Genomic DNA, 11,132 nt, shown 5'->3' with positions numbered 1-11,132 from the left:
TGGTGGAACTGACCGAGCAAATGAGAAAAGTGCGGCTTATGCGCTGAATAAAGCAAAAGATTTACGGGAAAAGTCATACAGAGAAGTGTTAGGCGGGCTTGAATTGTCTTGGCAATCGCTTGACTTTTCAAGTCAAAGACGCACTTTTCTAGCCGATCTCGTTGATTCTGTTTCAAAGACAGTAATTGCATACGAAAAGCAATATCAAATCGGTCAAAGAACGTTGCTTGATTTGTTAAATAGTGAAAATGAGCTCTTTGAGGCCCGTAAAGACTATCTTGAGGCAAAATATACTGAAGTGTATGCGCAATACCGCGTCATGAATGCCATAGGTAATTTGCTTGATAGTCTGAAAGTCACGGTCCCACAGGAATGGACTACCCACTCAGGTGATTAAGATGAAATTCAATTATTTGCTATTTTTAGTCTCATTGCCAGTTTGGTCTGCGAATATTGCTGACCAAAGTCAGGATGAATATGATTACATAGCTCCCCCGATCGTTGTACAAGCTTTTGATCTTGCAGATTCAGATCATGACGGTGTGATTAATGCGCGGGATTTATGTCCAAAAACGCCTCAAAACGCCAAAATAGATAACGATGGCTGTGAAACTTATTACCGGAGTAAAACTCAACGGCAACTACGGATTTTATTTGAGAATGATTCCAGCAACATTAATTCAATTTTTAATGTACAGATTAAGCAGATGGCACATTTTTTAGCGGACTACCCTGAAACTTCAATCGAACTCAGAGGCTATGCCAGTCTCAGTGGAGAAACTCAATATAACCAAGAGTTATCCAAACAACGGGCAGACAGTGTGAAAGCCCGGCTGATAGAGGAAGGCGTCTCTGCGGACAGAATCAGAATTGTGGGATTTGGTGAATCCAATCCTGAAGCAACCGGTGAAGATCAGATCAGTGATGCCAAAAATCGACGGGTCTCCGCAACTGTTGTTGGTTATAAAGGCGATATTGAGAAAAAATGGACTATTTTTTCCACACTCCCACCCAATCGGCACACCTACTAGCTCACTTGCATCAAACAGAAAAGAGATAATGTATCGCTACAACAGACTCCTGTTATGGGTTAATAACATGCGATTGATACAGATGAGGTGTACCACTTCTCGGTCTGGGATGATACTCTTCGCTGATTATATTTATTGGGCTGAGACCATCGCAACAAATGGTTCAGCCTGACTTTTCGCATCAAATAGTTTTGAGATGACACCCATGTATTTATCTAAGTTAACGCCAGCAGTGTTCGCACATTTATATAACGATATCGTTGAATTTCGTCGTACCTTTGATCTCCCTGTTAGTCAACCAGATAGCCTCGACCGAGATGCAGATACGCTCCATACTTCATTGGCAATTGAAGAGCTTACAGAGCTTGCTGAAGCGCAGGATAAAGTTGAACAGGCTGATGCGATTGTCGATACTGTTTACGTTCTGATGGGTCGGCTGGTACACCTTGGACATGATACACCAGCACATAATCCGGGTATCAGCTACCTGATCGATCTATTGCTGAATGTCGCGGCGCATCGCAACATCGATTTCATTCCTTGCTGGGATGAAGTTCACAGTTCAAATATGAGTAAGGTCTGTCGTAACCAAACCGAATATGATGAGACGGAATCATTTTATGCTAAACAAGGCATCAAATTATCTCCGGTCATCAAAGGTGATTATATTATTGCCAAATGCGCGGAAGATTTTGTTAGTGCGAAAAAAACGATTCGTCAGGGAAAAGTCCTTAAATCAGTTTATTATCGTCCAGCGGATCTGGCAAAACTGACTCAATAGAATAAAAAAAAGGCCACTTTGTGGAGCAAGGTGGCCAAGGAGACTATAAAAAGCCTAACAAGAACGAGAATGTATCAATGGTATTAATGCGATTTGTATGCCAACTTTTTATTTGATAATAACTCATTGATTTATATAAAAATAAATTAAACCGCCCTCAAATATCATTCATTTCACCTCGATCCCTGCTCTAGCATTGTGCTTGATGCACCAAAATTATTCAGACCCGATGACTAATCAAAAAGTAGGTATGATTTTCCTTGGATTTCTACTGACTGGACTTTCGTTTGAAAGACCTCTGCAACATGTTCAGGCGTCAGAACAGCTTGCGTGTCTCCCCACTGTTGCAGAATGCCTTGGTTTAATAAGAGGGTTTTATCGGCATATCGTAGTGTTCGGTTCAAATCATGATTCGCCATAATGACAGTCAATCCCATGCTGGTGATATCTTGTAATAATTCATACAGCATGTACTCCTGCCCAACATCGAGTGCTGCGGCCGGCTCATCCAAAATCATTAAACGAGCATGAGGATTCAGTATCGGCCATACTTGTAAACAACTGCCAGCCAACCTGACACGTTGCCACTCCCCTCCGGAAATCTGGTGAATAGAACGGTGTAATTTATCCTGCAGATTTAATCGTCCGACCAGTAACTCAATGACTTCGGATGACTGCTCGATAGTGACCGATAAAAACGACGGAATAGAGAGCGCCAGGTATTGGCAGACATCGATTGCAAAAGCCGGACGTTCCTGTTGTGACAAATAGGCTCGGAACTGGGCCAACTCAGGCAAAGTAAGATGTGTCAATTCAGTGTCCCCAAGCTGTACGCTACCTTGATGAGAGATCATGCCAGCCAAAGCAGCCAATAATGTGCTTTTACCACTCCCATTCGGGCCGACAATATGGACCAATTCACCTTGGGCACAATCAAAACCCAAAGGAAGCAAGCGCGTATCGACACAGAGATCTTTAACGTGAATCATGATTTTTCAATAACATCCATATAAATACTGGCGCACCGATCGTTGTCGTCACAACCCCCAAAGGTAGCTCAGCGGCATCGAGTGCCGTCCGAGAAATTAAATCAGCAAAGACCAGCAACAGTGCTCCTGCGACGGCTGAAAGCGGTAAGAGATAACGATTCTCGGTCCCGAAAGCCAAACGTAACAAGTGCGGTACAACCAATCCGACAAAGCCGATAATGCCACCTAAAGCCACCGATGCGCCCACCAGAACCGCTACAGCAACAACCAACTTCCAGCGCACACGATGAACATCAATCCCGAGCTGCTTAGCGTGCATCTCCCCCATCATCAATCGATCCAGTACACGTCCTTGTCCGATCAGCCATATCAAAACTGGCAATATCAACAATGAAAGCAAATGATAGGACCAATCAATCCCCCCAATACTCCCCATTAACCAGTACATTAACTGTCTTAAACTCAAATCCGTACTAAAATAAAATGCCCAAGTCACCACTGACCGGGCCAGAATTCCCAGCGCGACACCGACCAGCAATAGTCGAATCGTCGTCAATTTCATATGTCGGGCTATCCCGACCAAGACTGCCGTGAAAACCATGGCACCGATAATTGCACCGAACATAAAAACCAATGGTGTGGCTGCAAACGGGAAGAAAAACAGAATGATCACCATCGCCACACTTGCACCACCGGAGACACCGATAATTCCCGGCTCAGCCAGAACATTTCCCAGTAACACTTGTAAGGTTGTCCCTGACACGGCTAGACATGCCCCAATCACCATTGCAGCAAGCAAGCGAGGCAAGCGTAGTTCCAAAATCAATTGCTGCTCAAACCCTGTCATCTCACGCCACGGTGCAATAAAAACCTCACCGGCAAAAACGTAAACAGCACTAGAAACCAGTAGCAGCGCACTCATCGTGATCATTGCACGATACCAACGCTTCCTTTTTTCAAAAAGAAGTTGAGTAAAATTCATGAATATCAAATTAGAGAGATCAGATGGGCTCACCTTAACGTTTCACCCGCGAAATAGAAAGAGGTCATACCCATGATTGCTCAGATCCGGCAGACCTCTGCTTTGAATCATATCCGAGGGTGGCAAACACCATCGTATCAACTAGTCATAAACCAGTTGATCCTGCTCATACCTTACGGTCACCGGACAGACCATCAATAGCGCAGGCTCGCCGATTGGAACATGTTTGTCGGGAAACAGAATCGCCTCTTCTTCGTTTTTTGCCATCAACGGCTTATCACCATCATGCCCGAACACTTCTCCGTGCATGAAAGCAGTAAAGTTTTCAACGTCATCTGCAAAAATGAAATCAAAATCATCATTGAGACGAACAATGGTCCGACTCACCCGATAAAATTTCATTTTTCTTGGCAGGTGCTCATTCACTTCTCGGGCACACAAATCACGGAGCGTAATATCAAATGCATTAAAGCCCTCTAATGGACTTTGCCCTAACCGGGACGACTGACCCAGTTCAATCTCCAAAGAACGTGCCGAATAACAATCTGCGGTATACCAACTGAAAGAGCTAGAGGGAGCATTAGCCAAAACCAGTGCGTCAAGGTGGGCTAATTCGGCAAAATGAATCAGTTCTTTCGGCCGGACAGGATGACGAACTTTTGGGCTGATTGCGAACGAATGATAGAGGGAAGGGTTTAATGTACTATGTAAGTCAAAATGCCAGCGTTTATCACTGAGTGTGTCTTTCCAGAATGACTTGAGGAGGATTTTCAAATTATCCGCGATCACCAATTCTTGTGAAGACTCCCTCGGTTTATCATCAAATAAACGTTCCAGATTCTCATCAAAAAACCGCGTATGATGTTTGAGTGCTTCTAAATGGGCAATAATGAACAGACAATGCTCTCGAACTGGCTGGAATCCGCTGTCGATATCAGAAACGATCCGATTGACTAATTCAACCGGCCCTGCATCTTTACCGTGAATCGCACACGAAACGACGATATGCTGTGTCCGTTCATCCATTTGTGGTGGAATAACTTCCAGAATTCCCGGGCCATGCAGTTTTAACAACACCCCATCATCCGTTGTATATTCACTCGATAAAAGAGCACCATCACTATATAAACTATCAATCAGAAATGATTGACGAAAAAGTGAATTGCTCATGTGTTACTCCTTCAACCGATAGAACAGCAATAGGCCTGCCTAACCGCAGTGCCCAGTGATTCGACAAAGCGCAATTTTATCATTAAGTTGCAGAAAAGCATTGCGTGATTATTCACAATGTGACGCCAATGCTTTTTACATCGCATCAGACAATCACCATTTACTGATCTGACATCATCCTATCCATATCACGATCACACCAGTTGAGCTTTATTGCTCCGAGCTTTCTTCTTTTAAAGAAGCGTTACCTGAGGAATCATTGTCGCTGACAGTATCAGATAGATCGTCAATTCAGTGATCTGCTGAACGCCCCCCAGACAATCACCGGTAAAACCACCGATGCGGCGAAGTAACCACTGTTTTAAAGCAAATCGTAGTAAGCAGCAGACACATCCAATGATCAACAGTATAGATAAATCCAATCCAACACACGGAATTATACCGAAAAACAGTAAGACTCCTAACTCCCAAGTTGTCTGACGGCTGGCCAACGGCTTACTTTTACTGGTCTGGGTATCCGATACATAAGGCATGTCATAGATAAGGGAAGCAGCGACTGCACGGCTTAGTCCATACCCCACCAACAGAATTTGCAACATAGATATATGCATTGCCAGAGAAGAGAGCACACTATATTTGACGACTAACGCCATGATTAATGCTGAAGCACCATAAGTCCCAATTCGGCTATCTTTCATAATTGCCAGACGGCGCTCCGTAGTCATCCCTCCGCCAATCCCATCAGCCATATCGGTCAAACCATCTTCGTGAAACGCGCCCGTCAATAACAAACTGCACACCATCATCAAGAGAATACTAAGGTGTTCCGGCAGTACCAACGCACAGAGGCTGTAAACGCCATAGCAAATCAATCCGAGCAGCACGCCAACCAACGAGAAATATCGGCCGGACTGATTCATCCGTTCAGTCGAATAAGGCACAGATGCGGGTACAGGAATCCGAGTAAAAAAGCTCAATGACAACAGAAGCAGTTCAACCTGATACATGACCCGACTTAACATGTCACCTCGACCCCGGCTTCCGCAAAACTGGCCATGGTATTATAAAATTCAGCCGCAGCACGAACGAGCGGCACAGCAAGGACCGCTCCCGTCCCCTCCCCCAAGCGTAAATCAAGATCCAGCAGCGGGTTGGCGCCTAATATTTTCAACGCGCGTTGATGCCCCGATTCTTGAGAGTGATGGGCAAAAATCATCAGTTCCCGACACATTGGTTGCAGTTGCGTCGCGACCAAAGCCGCAACGGTGACAATAAAACCATCGACGAGAATGGGTATCTGTTGCTCTGCGGCAGCTAAAAAAGCCCCAACCATCTGAACAATTTCAAATCCACCGACTTCAGCAAGGACCGCTTTTGGCGCTTGTCCTTTGGCCCGATGCACACCGGCTGTAACCAACGCCACTTTTTTCCGATACTGTTCCTGTGAAATACCAGTTCCCAGACCGACACAAGATTCAACGTCGCCATCAGATAGTGCTGCCAAAATTGCCGCTGCACTGCTGGTATTGCCGATCCCCATTTCACCGAACATGATCAAGTTCGATCCATTGTGAATCGTCTCTAAAGCCACTTTCCGCCCTAACTCAATCCCTTGTTCCACCTGCGCCATCGTCATAGCGGGTTCTTTTGCCAAGTTACCCGTCCGCTCTCCGAGACGTTGGACAATCAGTTGCTCCGATTCAGATTCAACGGGGATCAAAATACCCGTATCAATGACCTTAAGCGCGACCTGATTGGCGCGACAAAAGCAGTTCACTCCGGCGCCTCCGGCAAGAAAATTGAGAACCATCTGCTGAGTGACTGCACTGGGTGCGATGCTCACCCCTTCATCAGCAATGCCGTGATCACCGGCAAACACCAGCACGGTCGGTTGATGAATCCGGATTTGCGCAACAGGCTGAGCCAATCCCTGACTCTGGATCAATGCTAATTGATGTGCCACAGTCTCTAATTTACCTAAAGCACCGAGCGGTTTGGTTTTCTGGTCAATTCGGTTTTGAATCACATCACTCAGATTTGTATCCAACATTTCTTATCCTCTTATACAACTCAACAGCAGCAAATTTTCATCATACCTCAATGAGTCCAAGTCTAACCGGAATCTAAGGTTTCGGCTATGTTACTGTTTTAATGAACGGAAGATGTGACAGACGCACAGGAATATGAACACTCGAGCTAACGGATGGGAATAAGAAAATGGTTATTTAGTCTTTTCTTGCTGGTCGCGTCGCAGTCACAGAGCAACGGTAACCACCGGAACTATCCCCGCGAGCCGTCACTTGATCAATCGACCACCGACCCACCATTTCCGGAGGAAACGATTTATTGAGTTCAAGAATCCCTTCTGCGACTAAATACGGGTCACCGGGCAAATCGATCCTAATACAGTCTTTTTCACGCTTGATTTTCTGCAGTTCCTCATCACATGCCTGCTGAGCCGCGGATGAATCTTCATAGACCTGTTGCAATATCACAAAAGGGGCTTCTCCTGAAGAGACTTCATATTCAAGTCCGGTATAGCTCTCAATCCATTTGGCTTTGACGCCAAAAAAATTTCTCCGGCTCGCTAATTCAAGCTGACAATTGATAAATTTTCTGAAATCCGATGGATCATTATTACCGGAGACATCGACAGTCACTGAGGGTACATCTTGCCCCGTGATGGTTTTAGTCTGTCCCTTTTCCGCCAGAACGTATAATCCATCGACGGGTTTAGCAATTGCATCATGACGCTTTGCCAAGCGAACTAAGAAGGCGCTATCCGTTTCGTTCATCTGATCGATATGTTTAAACCACACCGTTTCAAATTTAGAGGCCACTCGCGGACTAAAACCATGTGATGTCACAAGTTGACGGAAGATCTCAGCCAGCGATATTGCAGTAAACGTCCGTGTGTGGCGCTCCTTAAATCCGGTTTTATCCTGAATTTGAAACGGGGCAGCGGTCGCCACAATGGTGACTGTCGGTGGAAATAATTTTGGCGAAATACGCGTAATCACATACTTCCCCTTATGCACAAACCGATCATCATATCCTTCAGAAAATATCAATTCGGCGCCTTCTTTAGGGAGTCCGGTCTGCCCAGCCGTATCAATATGTAATGTAATCTGATCCGACTGGGCCGCAGAAACATCAATCCGTTCCCATGAGATCAACCGTGAATTGATAATTTGCTCCCCGGGCCCACTAATTCGGACTTGAGGCATAATCCCTAATCCCATATGTTCGTCACCCTTGTTGGTACTGGCTCGGAGAGTATCGGTAACTTGATTTCGACACCTGCCGGCAGCACAGGCCCATAAAGCGCCAAACCGGGATTGATCATATAAAGCGCTTCTTCCGCTTCATCATCATCCCGCCCCAATGATAGCCATAATAATTGCGGCACTAAGTCTCCGTCACGACTAAGCACGGTTCTCATTCTGCATATTCCTCTAATTCAATGGAAAAACCCACCACAAAGGCAGTCCCATCATCAATGATGCGGTCTTGTTTTTCTTGCAGTTGTTTGATGACCCATCTCCCCATGCTTTGCCCGTATCCGTCTGACAGAACTAAAGGTTTTCGCTGCGCTTGTAACTGTCTCAGCGCCTTCATATTGTCCATGCCTTCACCACGAAACCAGGTGCCATTGATGCTGATTTTTTCCAAATTCTGGCCCATATTCTGACTGATCGGTTTCTGACCATAACGGGGGACAGAAACCCATCCCCCATCGCTGGTGCGCTGTAAACCTTCATACGGTGTCTGTTCACTCAATGAGAACACAAAATCACCTAATGACATCATTTGTCTCATGTATTGCTCCTGTCTAAAAGACTGGCATCTGCCCGTGTTGCGACATCATTATTCCCCATCAGGATCGGGCTCAGCTCAGCTTTCATCCGCTCTAATAGCTGCTGACTAAGCCCTTGATCGTAGGTCGGATTACCGGACGGAGTGATATGAATAACGGGGGCAAAGTTAATTTGTTGTTGGGTAGATTTTTCGAGCTGTTTACTCTGCTCAGCAACCGTTGCAGGCGCTGCTTTATCAGTTTTATCTTCACCAAACCAAGAGACGACCTGATCGCTCAACATTCCGCCAAACATGCTGCCAAGAGATAGAAAAGACGCCCCTTTCATCGCGAAACCACCGAGTGATTTCAGCGAAATACCGCGCTGTTTTTTGAGCGGATCTTGCTTCGAAGAGTGTTTCTTCGAAGAATGCGGTTTCGAAGAATTTGGCTGGGACGGATCCTGTTTGTCGTTGCTCTCATCACTCGCACCAAACAGTGAACCGACCGTATCGCCAAGCCAACGCCCTACTTCACTGCCACCTAACCCGCCCACGACAGAACCAATGAGGCCACCGACAGCCGTACCAAGAATGGGAACCACAGAGCCAATTGCAGCCCCGGCCATCGCACCGGAAGCCGCACCGCCCATTCCCCCGAGCAGATCACCGGCCTTCCCTGCTATCTTTTTAGGATTGCCCTTGGCGATCGCAGAAACCAGCTCGACCCCGTTGAGAGCCATATCCAGGGGGCGGAATAACTTCCTCCCAAGACCTTTAAATACAGCACCGGCTTTAGGCATCAAACTTGAAATACCCGACTTTAGTTTTGCACCCTTAAATACATTGCCGACAACACGGGGAAAGCGAGTAAACAGCTGACCGAATCGCGCAGATTTACGACGGAAGCTGCCGGCCAAACGACGCCGGAACCGTGAACGCTTCAGAGGCCGTTTTTTACGCTTGCGGCGTGATTTACGATCATCACCATATCCGGAATCACCGCCCTGTTGCGATCCTAGCGCATTCAACTCCCGATTCAATCGGGCTAGCTGACGCGTGGCCCGCCGGGCTGCTTGGCGAGTTCGGTCCAATCCACCGGCAAACAAATTACGCTCGGGGGTGAGACGATCTTTACCCCCGCCCTTTATCGCGCGGAAAAAATTGACAGCCGTCGCTCCGACTTTGAGTAACGGAATCGCAGCCGCTGTCACAGCCAATAAACCCGTGGCAAGTTTAGGATTCGTTTGGGCAAATGCACTCATACTATCGACCACACTGAGCAACGGTGGCAGCATCGTCTCCACAACCGGTAATAACCCCTCACCCAGCGTGATGCTTATCTGTTCGAAACGCGCACTGAGTTGCGCCAACTTATAAGCAGAGGTATTGGACACCGTCTTGTAGTCACTGCCGATACTATTCGAATAGTTGCTCTTCTCAGCCGTGAGCTTCGATGCGGCAATAAAACCTTTATTATTCTGCTCTAAATTATCGACGAGCTTTAAAATCGCGGCTGTAGATTTATCACCAAACAGGTCAGAAACAACCCCTTGGCGTTTTTCTGCCGAAACATTTTTTAAACGCTGGAAAACATCAATCAATGTTCCCTGAGCATCCGCTTGCATTCGGTGAGCCAAATCAGCGGGATCAATATCCAGCGTCTTCATCGCGGCTTGCTGTTGCACTTTGTCAGCTTTTCCAGCGGTGAGTGTCCCAAGAATACTGTGGATAGCCTCACCGGCCTGTTTTTCACTGGCGCCACCAGCCAGCAGGCTGGCGGATAATGCCGCTGTTTGCTGAACATTCAAACCGGCATTGATACCGGTATCTCCCTGTTCAGACACAACTGCAGCGACCGATTTTGCCTTAACGCCCATGCTATGACTCAAGGCATTCGTTGCATTTGCCAAACCGACAGCTTGCTGCTGAGAAAGCTGCATCGAAGTGCGCCAACGGGCCAGTGTCTCTGTCGCTTCTTTTGCCGATACATTCCATACGACAGCCACTTTTGAGACTGACTCAGCAAATAACAACAGTTGATCTTTTCCAATGCCAGATTGGGCCCCATCACTGACAATCTGGGTAACATCTGCCTGTTTTATTCCCAGTTGACTAGCCAAGTCCCGCATTTGGCCCTGATACTGACTGGCTTCTTGGTCATTGGCAAAATGCACTGATTTTTTAACATCAGCAAATGAACGTTCATAGGTAATTGCTTGTTTGACCGTTTTCAAGATCGGTGTGGCAGCACGCATTATCTCCGCCTTCACTTCCCCGACCGACGGTAATTTATCAACATGGAGTTCCATTGTTTTCTGACGGGGAATCACCGTCACTTGGGTTGTTATTGTCGAATCAGCCATGACTTATCTCTTCTCTAT

General features: G+C 46.5%; 12 protein-coding genes. 3 read left to right on the top strand and 9 right to left on the bottom strand.

Annotated features, from left to right (window positions below; genetic code table 11):
* The 3 genes from AC55NX_RS06155 to AC55NX_RS06145 all read left to right on the top strand — a co-directional run.
* The coding region (locus AC55NX_RS06155; protein ID WP_496994945.1) for a TolC family protein at positions 1 to 397 on the top strand (397 nt) is incomplete at its 5' end.
* A gap of 1 nt (position 398) precedes the next feature.
* Positions 399 to 1,031, top strand: a complete 633-nt coding sequence (locus tag AC55NX_RS06150) for an OmpA family protein (protein ID WP_496994944.1) — start codon at positions 399 to 401, stop codon at positions 1,029 to 1,031.
* A gap of 205 nt (positions 1,032 to 1,236) precedes the next feature.
* Positions 1,237 to 1,812 carry a nucleoside triphosphate pyrophosphohydrolase family protein gene (locus AC55NX_RS06145; RefSeq protein ID WP_496994943.1) on the top strand — a complete coding sequence of 192 codons (576 nt, stop codon included), beginning with the start codon at positions 1,237 to 1,239 and terminating at the stop codon, positions 1,810 to 1,812.
* A 233-nt stretch (positions 1,813 to 2,045) separates the two neighbouring features.
* Here AC55NX_RS06145 and btuD read toward each other — a convergent pair whose 3' ends face one another.
* The 9 genes from btuD to AC55NX_RS06100 form a co-directional block, all read right to left on the bottom strand.
* The gene (gene btuD / locus AC55NX_RS06140; RefSeq protein ID WP_496994942.1) at positions 2,046 to 2,801 is read right to left on the bottom strand and encodes a vitamin B12 ABC transporter ATP-binding protein BtuD; all 756 of its coding nucleotides are present in this window, start codon (positions 2,799 to 2,801) and stop codon (positions 2,046 to 2,048) included.
* Positions 2,788 to 3,783, bottom strand: a complete 996-nt coding sequence (btuC, locus tag AC55NX_RS06135) for a vitamin B12 ABC transporter permease BtuC (protein WP_496994941.1) — start codon at positions 3,781 to 3,783, stop codon at positions 2,788 to 2,790. Before btuC ends, btuD begins: the two co-directional genes overlap by 14 nt.
* A gap of 141 nt (positions 3,784 to 3,924) precedes the next feature.
* Positions 3,925 to 4,953, bottom strand: a complete 1,029-nt coding sequence (locus AC55NX_RS06130) for a succinylglutamate desuccinylase (RefSeq protein ID WP_496994940.1) — start codon at positions 4,951 to 4,953, stop codon at positions 3,925 to 3,927.
* Positions 4,954 to 5,186: 233 nt separating this feature from the next.
* Positions 5,187 to 5,975: an adenosylcobinamide-GDP ribazoletransferase gene (locus AC55NX_RS06125; protein ID WP_496994939.1), complete on the bottom strand. Its 789-nt coding sequence runs from the start codon at positions 5,973 to 5,975 to the stop codon at positions 5,187 to 5,189.
* The gene (gene cobT, locus AC55NX_RS06120) at positions 5,969 to 7,003 is read right to left on the bottom strand and encodes a nicotinate-nucleotide--dimethylbenzimidazole phosphoribosyltransferase (protein WP_496994938.1); all 1,035 of its coding nucleotides are present in this window, start codon (positions 7,001 to 7,003) and stop codon (positions 5,969 to 5,971) included. Before cobT ends, AC55NX_RS06125 begins: the two co-directional genes overlap by 7 nt.
* 175 nt (positions 7,004 to 7,178) lie before the next feature.
* A complete protein-coding gene (locus AC55NX_RS06115; protein WP_496994937.1) occupies positions 7,179 to 8,195 on the bottom strand; it encodes a phage late control D family protein in 1,017 nt (338 codons plus the stop codon).
* Positions 8,186 to 8,395: a tail protein X gene (locus tag AC55NX_RS06110; RefSeq protein ID WP_496994936.1), complete on the bottom strand. Its 210-nt coding sequence runs from the start codon at positions 8,393 to 8,395 to the stop codon at positions 8,186 to 8,188. The genes AC55NX_RS06115 and AC55NX_RS06110 overlap by 10 nt, the downstream gene beginning before the upstream one ends.
* Entirely contained in the window at positions 8,392 to 8,772 is a 381-nt protein-coding gene (locus tag AC55NX_RS06105; RefSeq protein ID WP_496994935.1) for a phage tail protein, read from the bottom strand. Before AC55NX_RS06105 ends, AC55NX_RS06110 begins: the two co-directional genes overlap by 4 nt.
* Positions 8,769 to 11,114, bottom strand: a complete 2,346-nt coding sequence (locus AC55NX_RS06100) for a phage tail tape measure protein (RefSeq protein ID WP_496994934.1) — start codon at positions 11,112 to 11,114, stop codon at positions 8,769 to 8,771. Before AC55NX_RS06100 ends, AC55NX_RS06105 begins: the two co-directional genes overlap by 4 nt.
* Between the last annotated feature and the right edge of the window lie 18 nt (positions 11,115 to 11,132).

It is taken from the genome of Vibrio rubrogenes (assembly GCF_059641415.1).
This window is presented reverse-complemented; position numbering and strand designations above follow the sequence as displayed.

Excerpts from the sequence above, each read along its gene's own strand:
- AC55NX_RS06150 (WP_496994944.1), top strand. The coding sequence starts at position 399 with ATGAAATTCAATTATTTGCTATTTTTAGTCTCATTGCCAGTTTGGTCT.
- AC55NX_RS06145 (WP_496994943.1), top strand. The coding sequence starts at position 1,237 with ATGTATTTATCTAAGTTAACGCCAGCAGTGTTCGCACATTTATATAAC.
- AC55NX_RS06130 (WP_496994940.1), bottom strand. The coding sequence starts at position 4,953 with ATGAGCAATTCACTTTTTCGTCAATCATTTCTGATTGATAGTTTATAT.
- cobT (WP_496994938.1), bottom strand. The coding sequence starts at position 7,003 with ATGTTGGATACAAATCTGAGTGATGTGATTCAAAACCGAATTGACCAG.
- AC55NX_RS06125 (WP_496994939.1), bottom strand. The coding sequence starts at position 5,975 with ATGTTAAGTCGGGTCATGTATCAGGTTGAACTGCTTCTGTTGTCATTG.
- btuC (WP_496994941.1), bottom strand. The coding sequence starts at position 3,783 with ATGAATTTTACTCAACTTCTTTTTGAAAAAAGGAAGCGTTGGTATCGT.
- AC55NX_RS06105 (WP_496994935.1), bottom strand. The coding sequence starts at position 8,772 with ATGAGACAAATGATGTCATTAGGTGATTTTGTGTTCTCATTGAGTGAA.
- AC55NX_RS06100 (WP_496994934.1), bottom strand. The coding sequence starts at position 11,114 with ATGGCTGATTCGACAATAACAACCCAAGTGACGGTGATTCCCCGTCAG.
- btuD (WP_496994942.1), bottom strand. The coding sequence starts at position 2,801 with ATGATTCACGTTAAAGATCTCTGTGTCGATACGCGCTTGCTTCCTTTG.
- AC55NX_RS06115 (WP_496994937.1), bottom strand. The coding sequence starts at position 8,195 with ATGGGATTAGGGATTATGCCTCAAGTCCGAATTAGTGGGCCCGGGGAG.
- AC55NX_RS06110 (WP_496994936.1), bottom strand. The coding sequence starts at position 8,395 with ATGAGAACCGTGCTTAGTCGTGACGGAGACTTAGTGCCGCAATTATTA.